Origin of the sequence: Micromonospora sp. NPDC005252, from assembly GCF_042872475.1 — a bacterium.
Classification (GTDB): Bacteria; Actinomycetota; Actinomycetes; order Mycobacteriales; family Micromonosporaceae; genus Micromonospora.
The window spans coordinates 773686-789508 of sequence record NZ_JBIAKN010000002.1 but is presented as its reverse complement, the minus strand read 5'-3'; the positions used below and the strand labels follow the sequence as shown (position 1 = coordinate 789508).

Annotated in this window: 13 protein-coding genes; all 13 read left to right on the top strand. The window is 72.4% G+C overall.

Annotated elements, in window-relative coordinates; all coding sequences use genetic code 11:
• Positions 1-298: 298 nt before the first annotated feature.
• The 13 genes from ACFYPH_RS09415 to ACFYPH_RS09355 all read left to right on the top strand — a co-directional run bounded on the left by ACFYPH_RS09415 (position 299) and on the right by ACFYPH_RS09355 (position 15547).
• Positions 299-1477, top strand: coding sequence for an ROK family protein (locus ACFYPH_RS09415; RefSeq protein WP_387180487.1), 1179 nt, complete (start codon positions 299-301; stop codon positions 1475-1477).
• Positions 1474-3090, top strand: a complete 1617-nt coding sequence (locus ACFYPH_RS09410; protein ID WP_354854608.1) for a sugar ABC transporter ATP-binding protein — start codon at positions 1474-1476, stop codon at positions 3088-3090. The genes ACFYPH_RS09415 and ACFYPH_RS09410 overlap by 4 nt, the downstream gene beginning before the upstream one ends.
• Positions 3087-4214, top strand: a complete 1128-nt coding sequence (locus tag ACFYPH_RS09405; protein WP_354854606.1) for an ABC transporter permease — start codon at positions 3087-3089, stop codon at positions 4212-4214. The genes ACFYPH_RS09410 and ACFYPH_RS09405 overlap by 4 nt, the downstream gene beginning before the upstream one ends.
• 95 nt (positions 4215-4309) lie before the next feature.
• Positions 4310-5362, top strand: a complete 1053-nt coding sequence (locus tag ACFYPH_RS09400) for a substrate-binding domain-containing protein (RefSeq protein WP_354854604.1) — start codon at positions 4310-4312, stop codon at positions 5360-5362.
• A 54-nt stretch (positions 5363-5416) separates the two neighbouring features.
• Positions 5417-6610 (top strand): Gfo/Idh/MocA family protein, encoded by a 1194-nt coding sequence (locus ACFYPH_RS09395; protein WP_387180570.1) that lies wholly within the window; start codon positions 5417-5419, stop codon positions 6608-6610.
• 505 nt (positions 6611-7115) lie between these two features.
• Positions 7116-8282, top strand: a complete 1167-nt coding sequence (locus ACFYPH_RS09390) for an inositol-3-phosphate synthase (protein ID WP_387180482.1) — start codon at positions 7116-7118, stop codon at positions 8280-8282.
• Entirely contained in the window at positions 8266-9288 is a 1023-nt protein-coding gene (locus tag ACFYPH_RS09385) for an SCO3242 family prenyltransferase (RefSeq protein ID WP_387180479.1), read from the top strand. The genes ACFYPH_RS09390 and ACFYPH_RS09385 overlap by 17 nt, the downstream gene beginning before the upstream one ends.
• Before the next feature lie 104 nt (positions 9289-9392).
• Positions 9393-10343 carry a sugar phosphate isomerase/epimerase family protein gene (locus ACFYPH_RS09380; RefSeq protein ID WP_387180477.1) on the top strand — a complete coding sequence of 317 codons (951 nt, stop codon included), beginning with the start codon at positions 9393-9395 and terminating at the stop codon, positions 10341-10343.
• Positions 10344-10408: 65 nt separating this feature from the next.
• Positions 10409-11017 (top strand): EboA domain-containing protein, encoded by a 609-nt coding sequence (locus tag ACFYPH_RS09375; protein WP_387180474.1) that lies wholly within the window; start codon positions 10409-10411, stop codon positions 11015-11017.
• Positions 11018-11872, top strand: coding sequence for a TatD family hydrolase (locus tag ACFYPH_RS09370; protein ID WP_355064081.1), 855 nt, complete (start codon positions 11018-11020; stop codon positions 11870-11872). It abuts the gene before it with no gap.
• Positions 11872-13071 carry a metabolite traffic protein EboE gene (gene eboE / locus ACFYPH_RS09365; RefSeq protein ID WP_387180470.1) on the top strand — a complete coding sequence of 400 codons (1200 nt, stop codon included), beginning with the start codon at positions 11872-11874 and terminating at the stop codon, positions 13069-13071. The genes ACFYPH_RS09370 and eboE overlap by 1 nt, the downstream gene beginning before the upstream one ends.
• Positions 13068-14483 (top strand): alkaline phosphatase family protein, encoded by a 1416-nt coding sequence (locus ACFYPH_RS09360; RefSeq protein WP_387180467.1) that lies wholly within the window; start codon positions 13068-13070, stop codon positions 14481-14483. The genes eboE and ACFYPH_RS09360 overlap by 4 nt, the downstream gene beginning before the upstream one ends.
• Positions 14480-15547 (top strand): polyprenyl synthetase family protein, encoded by a 1068-nt coding sequence (locus tag ACFYPH_RS09355; RefSeq protein WP_354854588.1) that lies wholly within the window; start codon positions 14480-14482, stop codon positions 15545-15547. The genes ACFYPH_RS09360 and ACFYPH_RS09355 overlap by 4 nt, the downstream gene beginning before the upstream one ends.
• Positions 15548-15823 lie beyond the last annotated feature (276 nt).

The following is a 15823-nucleotide window of genomic DNA, read 5'->3' as shown; positions in this document are numbered from 1 at the left end:
GGGTGGCGCCAGCTGGTGGGGGGGGCCCCCGGCCCCGCATGGCCCCCCCCCCGCACCCACATTTTGGTGCCGCCCAACCCCCGCCGGGGGGGGGGGCGCCCCCCGCGCCCCCCCCCCCCGGTTCGTTTCCGCAGGCCCTTTTCTTGATCCACTATTAGCTTTTGCTCTTACGGACAAAAGTTGCCACCGGAACGGTCGAAGCTCTGGACAGGCGGTGCGGAACGCTCCTACTGTGTCGGACACAACACCTCGGCGTTGCGTCGATGTGAACGAGTTCGATGAAGAGGTGAACTCCCCGGTGCGGACCGTCGAGCCCCTGCACGTCCGACTGTTGCGGTTGCTCCGCGACGAGGGAGCCGTGTCCCGCGCCGAGCTGGGCGACCGCCTCCAGATGCCCCGCCCGCGCCTGTTGGCCGAGCTGGACCGGCTGGTCGCCCTGGGTTACGTCGCCGAGGCCGGGCTCGCCGCCTCCCGGGGCGGGCGTCGCTCCACCCTGGTCGAGCTGAACCCGAAACTGCGCTTCGCGGCCGTCGACCTGGGCGCCAGCTCGATGGACGTCGAGGTGGTCAACGGTCGGCTCGAACCGGTGGCCCACTACGCCGAGCCGGCCGAGATCCGTAATGGACCGAAAGTGACCCTGCAACGGGTCAACGAGCTGCTGCACAAGGCCCGGGTCGACGGCGCGTACGAGCGGTTGGACGCGGTGGGCATCGGCGTGCCCGGCCCGGTCAGCTTCCGCGACGGCGTCCCGGTCTCACCGCCGATCATGCCGGGCTGGGACCGGTATCCGGTCCGCGAGCTGCTCAGCCGGGAGCACGGCTGCCCGGCGGTGGTCGACAACGACGTCAACATCATGGCGATCGGTGAGCGTCACGGCGGGGTCGCCCACTCGGTGGACGACTTCCTTTTCGTGAAGATCGGCACCGGCATCGGCTGCGGCATCTACCTGACCGGCGACGTCTACCGCGGCACCGACGGCTGCGCCGGGGACATCGGCCACATCCAGGTCGACTCGCACGGGCCGATGTGCTCGTGCGGGAACGTCGGATGTCTGGAGGCGCTGTTCAGTGGCGCCGCGCTGGCCAAGGAGGCGACCGCCGCCGCCCGCAGCGGGGCGTCGCCGGCACTGGCCGAGCGGCTGGGCCTGCGCGGCGTGGTGACCGCTCTGGACGTCGCCGAGGGCGCGGTCGAGGGCGACGTGACCTGTATCCAGCTGATCCGCGACGGCGGGCGACGGGTCGGCGGAGTCCTCGCCGGTCTGGTGAGCTTCACCAACCCGTCGATGATCGTGATCGGCGGTGGGCTGGCCCAACTCGGGCACATCCTGCTCGCCGAGATCCGCAGCGTGGTCTACCGCCGGTCGCTGCCGCTGGCCACCGGCAACCTGCCCGTCGTGCTGTCCGAGCTGGGTGGTCGGGCCGGCGTCGCCGGCGCGGCCGTGCTCGCCAGCGACGTCGCCTTCGGGGAAGCATCATGAGCGAGGAGGAGACCGTGGCCCTGTCCGACGAGACCGCCACCACCGGGTCGGCCGACGCCGACGCGCCGCTGGTCGAAGCTCCGCCCGACACCGTCGCGGGCGAGGTGGTCCTGCGCCTCACCGACGTGGTCAAGACCTTCCCCGGCGTACGCGCCCTTGACGGTGTGCAGCTCGAGGTACGCGCCGGAGAGGTGCACTGCCTGCTGGGGCAGAACGGCGCCGGCAAGTCCACCCTCATCAAGGTACTGGCCGGAGTGCACCAACCGGATTCCGGGCTCGTCCAGTGGCGCGGCGAACCGGTCACCTTCGCCAACCCGCAGGCCGCCATGAAGGCCGGCATCGCCACCATCTACCAGGAACTCGACCTCGTCGAAGACCTCTCGGTCGCGGAGAACGCGTTCCTCGGGCACGAGTACCGCAGCCTCGGCTTCGTCCGGCGCGGCCGGATGGCCCGGCACACCCGGCAGATCCTCAGCCGGCTGGGTCACGGCGAGATCCCGCCCGGGCGGATGGTCCGCTCCCTGCCGGCGGCCGGCAAGCAGATCGTCAGCATGGCCCGGGCGCTGTCGCACGAGGCGCGACTGATCATCATGGACGAGCCGAGCGCGGTGCTGGCGCACGACGAGGTCGGCAACCTGTTCCGGATCATCCGCGAGCTGGCCGCGCAGGGCATCGCCGTCATCTACATCTCCCACCGTCTGGAGGAGATCCGCGAGATCGGCGACCGGGTCACCGTACTCAAGGACGGCCGGACCACTGCGGCGAACCTGCCGGCACGCGACACCCCGACCCGCGACCTGGTCAGCCGGATGACCGGCCGGACCATCGAGTACGTCTTCCCGGACCGGCCGGCCGACGACACCGCCGGCGCCGACCTGCTCCAGGTGGACGGGTTGACCCGCACCGGCGAGTTCGCCGACGTCTCGCTGAACGTGCGGGCCGGGGAGATCGTCGGCATCGCCGGCCTGGTCGGCTCCGGCCGGTCCGAGCTGCTGGAGACGATCTACGGCGCCCGGCTGGCGGAGGCTGGCACGGTGCGGATGGACGGCAAGGTGCTGCGCCCCGGCGTCGGTGCGGCGGTGCGGGCCGGCATGGGCATGGCCCCGGAGGAACGCAAGAGCCAGGCGCTGCTGCTCGGCGAGCCGATTTACCGCAACGTCACACTCGCCACCTTCGGCCGGTACGCGCGGCTCGGCTTCACCAACGCGGCGGCGGAACGCGCCGAGGCGGACCGGATCGCCGAGACCCTGGAACTGCGGCCCCGGGACGTCGACCGGCCGGTACGCACCCTGTCCGGCGGCAACCAGCAGAAGGTGGTGGTCGGCCGATGGTTGCTCGGCGGCACCAAGCTGCTGCTCCTCGACGAGCCCACCCGGGGCGTGGACGTGGGCGCCCGGGCCGAGCTGTACCAGGTCATCCGATCACTGGCCGCGCAGGGCGTCGGCGTGCTGCTGGTCTCCAGCGAGGTACCCGAGGTGCTGGGCCTCGCCGACCGGGTGCTGGTGATGCGGGAGGGCCGGGTCGTCCGCGAAGCCGCGGCCGGCGAACTCGACGAGAACACTGTGCTTGACCTCGTGATGGCGGGGTCCTTGATGGAAGGCGCACCGGCATGAGCGACGCGACTCCCACACCCACCGCGACACCGGAACGCCCACAGCTTCCGGCGCAGTCGCCGCCGGTGGACCCCGCGGAGACGGCGGTGACCAGCGACAAGGCCGCATCCACCGGCAAGCTCTCCTGGTGGCGGGGCGACGGCGGCGACGGCGCGAAGCGCAACCTCGGTCTGATCGGCGTGCTGGCCGCGCTCATCGTGGTCGGTGCGGTCACCAAGCCCGAGCTGTACGGCGACCCCACCTGGGTCTGGAACAACGTGCTGGCGATCCTCCAGCTCGCCTCGGTCGTCGGCGTGGTCACGGTCGGCATGACCTTCGTGATCATCGGCGGTGGCATCGACCTGTCGGTCGGAGCGATCGTCGCGCTGGCCGGGGTCTGGTGCACCACGGTGGCCACCCAGAGCTACGGCGCCGGCGGCATGATCTTCGCGGCCCTCGTGGTCGGCATCTGTGTCGGCCTGGTCAACGGCGTCCTCATCTCGTACGGCAGGTTGGTGCCCTTCATCGCGACCCTCGCGATGCTGGTGGCCGCGCGCGGCCTGGCGGCGTCGATCTCCAACAAGCAGACGCAGGTGTCGAGCAGCACGTTCATCAACGACATCGCGGCCCGCAAGGTGATCGGCATCCCGATCCTCGTCTACATCCTCGGCGCGGTGGTGGTGGCCGGGTGGGTCCTGCTCAACCGGACGACCTTCGGCCGGCGGACGGTCGCCGTGGGCGGTAACCCGGAGGCGGCCCGACTGGCCGGCATCAACGTGCGCCGGCACACCATGCTGCTCTACGCGCTCTCCGGTCTGTGCTGCGGCATCGCCGCCATCATGCTCACCTCGCAGGCCACCTCGGCGCAGGCGGCGATGGCCAACCTGTACGAGCTGGACGCGATCGCCGCGGCGATCATCGGCGGGACGCTGCTGAGCGGGGGGCGCGGCACGATCGTCGGCTCGCTGCTGGGCGTCATCATCTTCGCCACGATCACGAACCTCTTCGCCATCAACGGCCTCTCCATCGAGGCGCAGAACATGGTCAAGGGCGGCATCATCGTCGCCGCCGTCTTGATCCAGCAGTTCCAGTTCAAGTCCGTCACTCGGCTCCTCGCGCGGAACAGGGTCACCACCGCAACCTGACGCACCGCACCGTTGTCCAGGCGACGTCGAGATCTTCGACAGTGGCCGGGCCTCGCACACCCTCATCCCTAAAAAACGCTCCCAGGAGGTCGTTCATGACCCAGCACAGTCGCGACCTGTCGCGCCGCCGGTTGCTCTTCGGTGGAGCCGCGGTCGGCGCCGCCACCCTCTTGACCGCCTGCACCAGCAACGAGACACCGGCCGCCAGCACCCAGACCAAGGCCGCCGGCAACGCCGAGGGCAACAACGCCCCGGGCAAGAAGGTCGTCATCGGCTTCTCCGCCCCGGCGGCCGACCACGGCTGGATGGGCGCCATCCACGCCAACGCCAAGGCCCAGGCCGCGGCGTACTCGGACGTGGAGTTCAAGGAGGTCGACGGCGGGTCGAACTCGGAGGCCCAGCGCTCCACGCTCGGCACCCTGATCGCCCAGAAGCCGGACATCATCGTTGTGCTGCCGCACGACGGCAAGGAGGTCAACGCCGTTGCCCTCCAGGCCATGCAGGCCGGCATCCCGATCGTCAACCTCGACCGGGCGTTCCCCGACGCGCTGGCCTCCCGGCTGGTGATCAAGGGTGACAACTACGGCATGGGCGTCTCGGCCGGGCACTTCATCGGCAAGCAGCTCAAGGACAAGGGCGTCACCAACCCGGTCATCGGTGAGATCGCCGGTCTGGAGATCCCGCTGACCGTCGAGCGCAGCGAGGGCTTCAAGGCGGCCCTGGCGACGTACGGGTTTAAGGTCACCAACCGTCGTTCGGCCGAGTTCACCCCGGACAGCGGCCAGCGCGAGGCGGCCCAGCTCCTCCAGGCGTTGCCGAAGATCGACGCGATCTGGAACCACGACGACGACCAGGGCATCGGTGTGCTCGCGGCCATCAAGCAGGCCAACCGGTCGGAGTTCTTCATGGTTGGCGGTGCCGGCTCCAAGCTCGCGATCGACGCGATCAAGGCCGATAACTCGGTGCTGAAGGCGACGGTGACCTACAACCCGTCGATGGCGTCCTCGGCGATCTCGCTGGCGCGGCTCATCGCGCAGGGTCGGGGCCTGGGCGACCTGACGGAGCTGCAGGTGCCCAAGGAAATGACCCTCGCCTCCGAGACGATCACCAAGGAGAACGCGAGCAGCTACGACAAGCTCGGGTTCTGACATACCGGGGGGAGACCCACCTTGTCCACGACAGACAGAGAACTGCGGATCGGCATGGTCGGTTACGCGTTCATGGGCGCCGCGCACTCGCAGGCGTGGCGCACCGTGAACCGCGTGTACGACCTGCCGGCACGGGCCAGAATGGCGCTGATCTGCGGCCGCGACACACCGAAGGTGGCCGAGGCCGCCGACCGGCTCGGCTGGGACGCGTACACGACGGACTGGCGTGACGTGATCAACTCCGCCGACATCGACGTGGTCGATATCTGCACACCCGGCGACAGTCACGCCGAGATCGCCCTCGCCGCACTGGCCGCCGGCAAGCACGTCCTGTGCGAGAAGCCGCTGGCCAACACAGTGGCGGAGGCACGGGCGATGACCGCCGCGGCGGACACCGCCCGCGCCGCCGGGGTGCGGTCGATGTGCGGGTTCAACTACCGCCGGGTCCCCGCGGTCACGATGATGCGCCAGATGGTCGCCGACGGACGACTCGGGGTGATCCGGCACGTCCGAGCGACGTACCTGCAGGACTGGATCGTGGACCCGCAGTTCCCGCTGGTCTGGCGGTTGCAGAAGGACAGGGCGGGCTCCGGCGCGCTCGGTGACATCGGTGCGCACATCATCGACCTGACGCAGTTCGTCGTCGGTCAGCGGATCACCGGCGTCAGCGCGATCACCGAGACGTTCGTGAAGGAGCGGCCGTTGCCGGCCGGGTCGAGCGGGTTGGCGGCCACGGTGGACGGCAGCGGATCGGTGGACGGCAACGGCTCAGCCACCGGGCCGGTCACCGTCGACGACGCCGCGATCTTCGTGGCCCGGCTCGACGGCGGCGCCCTGGCGACGTACGAGGCGAGCCGTTTCGCCACGGGCCGCAAGAACGCCCTCCGAGTCGAGATCAACGGCTCGCTGGGCAGCGTGGTCTTCGACCTGGAGCGCCTCAACGAGTTGGAGTTCTACGACGCCACCCGGCCTACCCTGGAACAGGGCTTCAGCCGGATCCTGGTGACCGAGAGCGACCACCCGTACATGTCGGCGTGGTGGCCGCCCGGCCACATCATCGGCTACGAGCACTCCTTCACCCACCAGATGCGCGATCTCATCGAGGCGATCGCCACCGGCACCGACCCAGCGCCCTCCTTCGCCGACGCGTTGCAGGTCCAGCTCGTGCTGGACGCGGTGACCCGTTCGGCGGACGTCGGTTCCTCCTGGACCGACGTGGAACCGGCGCTGACCGCGGTGGCCGTCTGACCCCCTGACCATCCGCGACGGCGGTGTTCGCGCCGCCGTCGCCCGACCGGCTTTCCGGAGCCGACCGGCGAGGGACCGACCGCGGTTTGCGCCCCGCGGTCGGGACGAGGTCGGCTCCGGAGAGTGTGCAGCCGGGCCGTGTGGCCCGGTGGCGCACGAGCAGGACGGTCGTCCGGTGCGACCGGACCGGGATTCCCCGGCCGCACCGGAGGACCGCCACCACCTGAGACGTCCGGTCGGGGCACGCCAACGCCCCGGCCGGCCGGATGCGGGGGAGGCAGGGTCGAGACGCCGACCGACCCTGCCTGCCAGCCCCGTCTGCCCGCACCCGTACCGGAAACCGGTCCGTCGTCGTCGCCGCCGACGCCGACGCCGGATCCGGTGTCGTTCCGGTACGGGTCGGGCGGGCGGGGCCCATCCGCCAAGGCCGTAGCTTTTCGAAAAATATTCTGATATTCCTATATTTAACTACACCGACGGTTCCTCCTGGACGGGAAGGAGCACCATGCGAACGGGTGTCTGGCTGGTAGGAGCACGCGGTTCGGTCGCGACCACCAGCATCGTCGGAGGGCTCGCGCTGCGGGCCGGCCTGGCCGGGCCGACCGGCTGCGTCACCGAGTTGCCGGATCTGCGCGGTCCCGCCCTCCCGTCCTTCGCGGACCTGGTCTTCGGTGGGCACGATGTGGCCACCACCCCGTTGAGCAAGCGCGCGGAGGCCCTCGCCGACACCGGTGTGATACCCGGTCGGCTGGTCGCCGCGCTCCCCGACGAGCTGGCCGCCGTCGAGCAGGAACTGCGTCCGGCCCCGCTCGGCGGCACCCAGGCCGACCGGGTCGCGACCGTCGTGGGTGACCTCACCTCCTTCCGTGCGCGCAACCGGCTGGACCGCGTGGTCGTGGTCAACGTCTCCGCCACCGAACCCGCACCTCGACCGCACCCCGGGCACGCCGACCCGGCCGCGCTGCGTGCCGCCCTCGCCGGCCAGGACGAGGTGCTGCCGCCCAGCTCCCTGTACGCGTACGCGGCGCTGCTGGCCGACTGCCCGTACGTCGACTTCACCCCGTCCACCGGGCTGCGGCTGCCGGCGCTGGCCGCGCTGGCCGAAGAGCGGCGCCTGCCGTACGCCGGGCACGACGGCAAGACCGGTGAGACCCTGGTCAAGTCGGTGCTCGCGCCGATGTTCGCGATGCGCAACCTCGCCGTGCGCTCCTGGTCCGGGATGAACCTGCTCGGCGGCGGCGACGGCGCCACCCTCGCCGACCCGGCCGCCAACGCGGCCAAGGTGCAGAGCAAGCAGCGCGTGCTCGGCGAGACGCTGGGCTACGTCCCGCAGGGCAACACCCGCATCGAGTACGTCGAGGAGTTGGGCGACTTCAAGACCGCCTGGGATCTGATCACGTTCGCCGGCTTCCTCGGCACCGGGATGCGGATGGAGTTCACCTGGCACGGCTGCGACTCCGCGCTGGCCGCGCCGCTGGTGCTCGACCTGGCCCGGCTCACCGCCGCCGCGCACGCCGCCGGGCACGTGGGGCCGTTGGCCGACCTGGGCTTCTTCTTCAAGGACCCGCTCGGCTCGCCCACCCACTCGCTGGCCGAGCAGTGGGCCCGGCTGACCGACTTCACCCAGCGGTTGCACGCCGGTCTGGACGGTGGCCATGACCACGCTGGCTGACGTGGCCGAGCTGGTCCGGGCACCGGCCGCGCTCTCGGTCCCCGGTGACGTGGTCGCCGGCGCGGCGGCCGCCGGCGCGTTGAGCCCGCGTACCCCCGCCCTCGCCGGCGCGTCGGTGCTGCTCTACTGGGCCGGCATGGCCGCCAACGACTGGGCCGACCGGGAGTTGGACGCCGTCGAACGCCCCGAGCGGCCGATCCCCAGCGGCCGGGTCACCCCGGCCGCCGCGCTGGGCCTCGCGGCCGGCCTCACCGCCGCCGGCGTGGGCCTGGCCGCCGCCGTGGGCGGTCGCCGCGCGGCCGCGCTCGCGGTGCCGCTGGCCGCCAGCATCTGGGGGTACGACCTGCTGGCCAAGAACACCGCCGCCGGCCCCGCCGTGATGGCCGCCTGCCGAGGGCTGGACGTGCTGCTGGGCGCATCCGGCGGCCACCTGTGGCGGGCGCTCCCCTCGGCGGCGACCGTGGCGGCCCACACCTGGACGGTCACCACCCTGTCCCGGCGCGAGGTCACCGGCACGGACGCGGCCCTGCCGATGCGCACCCTGGCCGGCACCGCCCTGGTCGCCGCCAGCGCCGTCATCGCCGTCCCCGGCGCCCGTCGCGCTGCCGTGCCCGCCGCTCGTGGCGCTGCCGTCCCTGGCACCCGTGGCGCTGCCGTCCCTGGCACCCGTACCGCTGTCGTCCCCGGCGCCGGGGCTGCCGGGGCCGACGGGCGGGCCGTCGTGGGCGGGGGCCGGGCCCGGTCGGCCGGGTTCGCCGTCGCGCTGCCCGCGCTGCCCGCGCTGCTGGCCGGGTGGTACGCCGCCCGTTACGGCGCGGCCCAGGCCCAGGTCGTCCGGGATCCCTCGGCCGGGAAGGTCCGCGCGGCGGTCGGCGCGGGGATCACCGGCCTGCCCGCCCTACAGGGAGCGCTCACCGCACGCGGCGGCGCCGGCCTGCTCGGGCTGGCCGTCGCGGCGGCGGCGCCGCTGGGCCGTCGGCTGGCCCGGAAGGTCTCCCCGACATGACCGTGCCCCGGCCCCGACCCTCCCAGCCCGAAACCGCTCGGCCCGAAAGCGCTCGGCCCGGAACCGCTCGGCCTCGACCCGCGCCGTCCGGCAACGGGACGGTCGTGCCGCCGAGCGGCGACGCGACGACGCTGCGCCTCGGGTACGGCACGAACGGCTTCGCCAACCACCGGCTCGACGACGCGCTCGCCGTCCTCGCCGACCTCGGCTACGACGGCGTGGCGCTCACCCTGGACCACGATCACCTGGACCCGTTCACACCCGGGCTCACCCGCCGGATCGCCGCGGTCGCCCGGCGGCTGGACGCGCTCGGTCTGGGGGTGGTGATCGAGACCGGGGCCCGCTACCTGCTCGACCCGTGGCACAAGCACGCACCGACGCTGCTGCACGACGACCCCACCCGGCGGATCGATTTCCTTCGCCGGGCGGTGCGGATCGGCGCTGACCTGGGGGCGGAGGCGGTCTCGTTCTGGGCCGGCGTGCGGCCCGAGACGGTGTCACCGCAGTGCGCCTGGGACCGGCTCGTCGCCGGCTGCGCCAGCGTGATCGACGCCGCCGACAGCGCGGGCGTCACCCTCGGCTTCGAGCCGGAGCCGGGCATGCTTGTCGAGAGCATCACCGACTGGCGTCGACTGCACGCGGCGCTCGACGCGCCGGCCCGCTTCGGCATCACCCTCGACATCGGCCACTGCCGGTGCCTGGAGCCGTGGCCGGTGCCGCAGTGTGTCGCCGAGGTGGCCGACCACCTGGTCAACGTGCAGATCGACGACATGCGCCGGGGCGTGCACGAGCACCTGGAGTTCGGCACCGGTGAGATCGACTTCCCGCCGGTGCTGGCGGCCCTGGCCGAGGCCGGCTACCGCGGGCTGGTCGCCGTCGAGTTGCCCCGCGACTCGCACGCCGCACCGGACGTGGCCGCCCGGTCCATTGATTTCCTGCGCGCGGCGGCCACTTCGACAATCGGTGACCGCCGGCGACAGAAGGTACCCGCCGACGCCCTTTGCTCTGCTTCAACGGACGCAACAGATCGGGACACCAACCGTCGCGTGGAGTGAAGCAGAGCAAAGGACGCGCTCGGGCACCCGCGGAGCGGCGCAGCAGCACAAGGGGAGGAGACGGGATGACACCGGATTCACTACGGGCCGCGCTGCGGGGCGTACCCGATCCCGATTGGCTGGACGAGGCGCTGCGCCAGGTCGCGGCCGAGCCCACCGCGATCGCCCGGCTCTTTCCCGCGGTCGGCCGGCGTTGCGGTCGGGCCGCGTTGTCCGACGCCCCCGGCTGGACCGCCGACGACGCGGCCCGGGTGCTGCTGCTCACCGCCCTGCCGGGCGAGTACGCCTCGTACGCCGAGAGCCTCTACCAGCACGGTGACGCGGCCGAGCGGCGGGCCGTGCTGCGGGCCCTGCCGCTGCTGCCGATCGGCGCCGCCGGGGTGCCGCTGCTGCACGACGCGATCCGGACCAACGACACCCGGCTGATCGCCGCCGCCCTCGGCCCGTACGCCCGGCACCTCGACCCGGCCGCCTGGCGGCAGGCGGTGCTCAAGTGCGTGTTCAGCGGCGTGCCGTTGGCCGTGGTCGCCGACCTGGAGACCCGCGCCGACGGGGAGCTGGCCGGGATGCTGGCCGCGCTCACCGCCGAGCGGCACGCCGCCGGCCGGGAGATGCCCGCCGACGCCACCGACCTGCTCGACCGGCTCACCGCCGCACTGCCCCGGGAGGCGTGAATGCGCATCTTCGACCCCCACATCCACATGACCTCACGCACCACCGACGACTACGAACGGATGGCCGCCGCCGGGGTCCGCGCGGTGGTGGAGCCGGCGTTCTGGCTGGGCCAGCCGCGCACCAGCGCCGCCTCGTTCATCGACTACTTCGACTCGCTCATCGGCTGGGAGCCCTTCCGGGCCGGGCAATTCGGGGTGCGGCACCATGCCACGATCGCGCTCAACCCCAAGGAGGCCAACGACCCGCGCTGCCGCCCGGTGCTCGACCTGCTGCCCCGCTACCTGGACAAGGACGCGGTCGTGGCGGTCGGCGAGATCGGGTACGACTCGATGACGCCGGAGGAGGACGAGGCGTTCGCGGCGCAGCTCGCCCTCGCCGTGGCGTACGACCTGCCGGCGCTGGTGCACACCCCGCACCGGGACAAGGCGCGCGGCTGCGAGCGCACCCTCGCCGTGGTCGCCGAATCCGGCATCGACGCGGGTCGCGTGGTCGTCGACCACCTCAACGAGGTGACCGTCAAGCTCGTCCGGGACAGCGGCTGCTGGCTGGGTTTCTCCATCTACCCGGACACGAAGATGACGCCGCAGCGGATGGTCGATCTGCTGCGCGAGTACGGCACGGAGCGGATGCTGGTCAACTCGGCCGCCGACTGGGGTCGCTCCGATCCGCTGCTGACCCGGGCCACCGCGGAGGCGATGCTGCTCGCCGGGTTCAGCGACGACGACGTCGACCGGGTGCTGTGGCGCAACCCGGTGGAGTTCTACGGGCAGTCCGGTCGGCTCGACCTGAGCGACCTCGACGTCACCGCCGTGGACCCGCAGACCGGCAACTCGATCCTGCGCGGCGGCAGCTGATGCGGCTGCGACATGCCGGCGGCGACACCGTCCATCTCGGCTACTGCACCAACGTGCACCCCGCCGAGGACCTCGCCGGCATCCTCGGTCAACTGGACACCTACGCCGTACCGGTGCGGGAAGCGCTCGGCAGCGACCTGCTCGGCCTCGGCCTGTGGCTGGCCGCCCCGGTCGCCGCCGAGCTGGCCGCCGACCCGGCGCTGCGTCTGCGGCTGCGCGCCGAGCTGGACGCGCGCGGGCTGGAGGTGGTCACCCTCAACGGCTTCCCGTACGCGGCCTTCCAGGCGCCGGTGGTCAAGCAGGACGTGTACCACCCGGACTGGACCACCGAGCAGCGGCTGACGTACACAGTGGATCTGGCCCGGGTGCTCGCCGACCTGCTGCCCGACGACGCCGCCCGGGGCTCGATCTCCACCCTGCCGCTGGCCTGGCGGCGGCCCTGGGACACCGAGCGGGCCGACGCCGCCCGACGCCGGCTGGACCAGCTCGCAGCCGGCCTCGCCGCGGTGCAGCGCGACACCGGCCGCGAGGTGCGGGTCGCCTTCGAGCCGGAGCCCGGCTGTGTGGTGGAGAGCACCGGGCAGGCAGCCGCGCTGCTGGACGGCATCGACACCGACCGGTTGGGCGTCTGCCTCGACCTGGCCCACCTGGCGTGCGCCTGGGAGGAGCCGGCCGAGGCGTTGGAACGACTGCGGGCGGCCGGCCTGCCCGTGGTGAAGGTGCAGGTCTCCGCCGCCGTCGAGGCGGCCGACCCGGCCGGCGGCGCGGACGCGCTGCGCCGCTGGGTGGAGCCGCGCTTCCTGCACCAGACCCGGGGCGCCGGCTGCGCCGGTCTGGCCGACCCGGCCGACGCGGCGTACGCGGCCGACGACCTGGACGAGGCGTTGGACCGGGAGCTGCCCGGCCCGTGGCGGGTGCACTACCACGTGCCGCTGCACGCCCCACCGGAGGAACCGCTCGGCTCGACCCTGCCCGTCCTGCGTGCCGCCCTGAGAGCGCTCTACAGCGGGCCGACCGCCGGGTGCGACCACCTCGACGTCGAGACGTACACCTGGGGGGTTCTGCCGGCCGCGCGGCGGCCGGGCACCGACGCGGAGCTGGCCGCCGGCATCGCCGCCGAGCTGGCCTTCGCCCGAGACGAACTGGTCGGCCTCGGGCTGACCCCGGAACACACCGTGACCGCGGGAGTGACGCGATGAGCCGACGACTGGTGGTACTCGACGTGGTGGGGCTGACCCCCCGCCTGCTGGCGCACATGCCTCGGCTGCGCGGCGTCGCCGACGGCGGCTTCCGGGCCGAGCTGGGCACCGTGCTGCCCGCGGTGACCTGCTCGGTGCAGTCCACCTTCCTCACCGGCGAGCAGCCCAGCGGGCACGGGATCGTCGGCAACGGGTGGTACTTCCGGGAGCTGGGCGAGGTGTTGCTGTGGCGGCAGCACAACGCGCTGGTCGGCGGGGACAAGCTCTGGCAGGCGGCCCGTCGGGCCGAACCGGGCTACACCGTGGCCAACGTCTGCTGGTGGTACGCCATGGGCGCGGACGTCAACTGGACCGTCACGCCGCGACCGGTGTACTACGCCGACGGCCGCAAGGAGCCGGACTGCTACACCGACCCGCCGGAGCTGCACGACGCGCTCACCGGGCGGCTGGGCACCTTCCCGCTGTTCACCTACTGGGGGCCGACCGCCGGGCTGCCGTCGTCGCGGTGGATCTGCCAGGCCGCCGAGCAGATCCTGGCCGACGTGTCACCCGACCTGACCCTGGTCTACGTCCCCCACCTGGACTACGACCTGCAACGCTTCGGCCCCTCGTCGGCCCAGGCCGCCACCGCGGCGGCCGAGCTGGACGCGGTGCTCGGCCCGCTGCTGGACGCCGCACGGGCCCGCGACGCGACAGTGGTGGTGCTCTCCGAGTACGGCATCACCGACGTGTCCCGGCCGGTGGACGTCAACCGGCTGCTGCGTGCCGAGGGGCTGCTGCGGGTGCACACCCAGTCCGGCATGGAGTACCTCGACCCGTGGACGTCGAAAGCGTTCGCGGTCGCCGACCACCAGGTCGCGCACGTCTACGTCAAGGACCCGGCCGACGTGCCGGCGGTGGCGAAGCTCTGCGCCGGGCTACCCGGGGTGGCCGAGGTGCTCGACGCCGAGGGCAAGGCCGCGCACGGGCTGGACCACCCGCGCGCCGGTGAGCTGGTGCTGGTGGCCGAGCCGGACTCCTGGTTCACCTACTACTACTGGCTCGACGACGCCCGCGCGCCGGACTTCGCCCGGCTGGTCGAGATCCACCGCAAGCCGGGGTACGACCCCGCCGAGCTGTTCTTCGACCCGGCCAACCCCGGTGCCGCGAAGGCGCGCGCAGGCGTGGCGCTGGCCCGCAAGAAGCTCGGCATGCGCTACCTGATGAGCGCCGTCGGCCTGGACGCCGGCGCCCAGGCGGTACGCGGCTCACACGGGCGGCTGCCCAGCGACCCGGCGGACGCCCCGGTGCTGCTCTGCTCCGACCCGTCCGCTGCCCGGGACCGGGTCGCGGCCACCGAGGTGAAGGCGCTGCTGCTGGAGTTGGCCGGGTTGGCCAACGGCGACGGTGGCCGGACCGGGGTGGGATCGTGACGTCCACCGTCGCCCCGACGGACGCGAGCAGGCTGCGGGAGCGCTTCGACGCGGAGTTGGCGGCCTTCCTCGACCGGCAGGGCCCGGACTGGCCCGACGGAGCGCCGCGCGGGGTGTTCACCGCGCTGCAACGGTTCGTGCTGGCCGGCGGAAAGCGGCTGCGTCCGCTGTTCTGCTACTGGGGCTGGCGGGCTGCCGGGGCCGCCGACGGCCGCCCGATCGTGGTGGCCGCGGCGGCGCTGGAGCTGTTCCACGCTTTTGCGCTGATCCACGACGACATCCTGGACGGCAGCGACCGCCGCCGGGGCGAACCGTCGGTGCACCGCCTCTTCGCCGACCTGCACGCCCGCTCGTCGTGGCGCGGCGACCCCGAGGCGTACGGGCGCAACACCGCCCTGCTCTGCGGGGACCTCTGCGCGGCCTGGTCGGATCAGATGTTCCACGAGTGCGGGCTGGACACCGAGCAGGTGCACCGGGGCTACGCCGTGTTCGCGCTGATGCGTACCGAGGTGATCGCGGGGGAGTACCTCGACCTGGTCTCCGGGGTGGGTGACGGCTCGGTGGCCAGCGCGCTCACCGTGATACGGATGAAGGCTGCCCGGTACACGGTCACCCGACCGTTGCAGATCGGCGCGGCGCTGGCCGGGGCGGGGCCGGAGCTGATCGCGGCTCTCGGCGAGTTCGGTGATCCGTTGGGTGACGCGTTCCAGCTCCGCGACGACGTGTTGGGCGTCTTCGGTGATCCGGCGGTCACCGGCAAGTCGATCCTGGACGACCTGCGCGAGGGCAAGCCCACGGTGATGATGGCGCTGGCCCGCAGCGCCGCCGACCGGTCGCAGACCCTGCGGCTGCGTGAGCTGTTCGGCAACCCGAAGTTGGACGCGGACGGCGCGGTCGAGCTGCGCGAGATCATCGAGGCCACCGGCGCCCGGGACCGGATCGAACAGATGATCAGGATCCGCAAGGAAGCGGCGACGGGAGCGCTGGCGGCGATCCCGCTCCCGGATTCGGTACGGGCGGCGTTGGTGGGGTTGGCCAGTCAGGTGACCGGTCGGCAGTCGTGACGTGTCGGCGTCGCGTGCCGCCCCTCGTCGGGTGCGGCACGCGACGCCCCTTCTGGGGTCCCAACCCGGCAACTTTCGATCAAATCGACGAAAGTTGATGCTGGATCGTCGGAAGGTATGGACACATCGACATGCGCGACTTAGTGTCGGGGCCAACACGACATTGTTTCGTCGAGGTGAACCGGCGGCGCGGTAACCCATCGACCCCACCACCGCTACGGCATCCGGCGCGACGGCGCGCGCCCGGCCTGGCTTCATTCGTCAGGAAGGGACAGC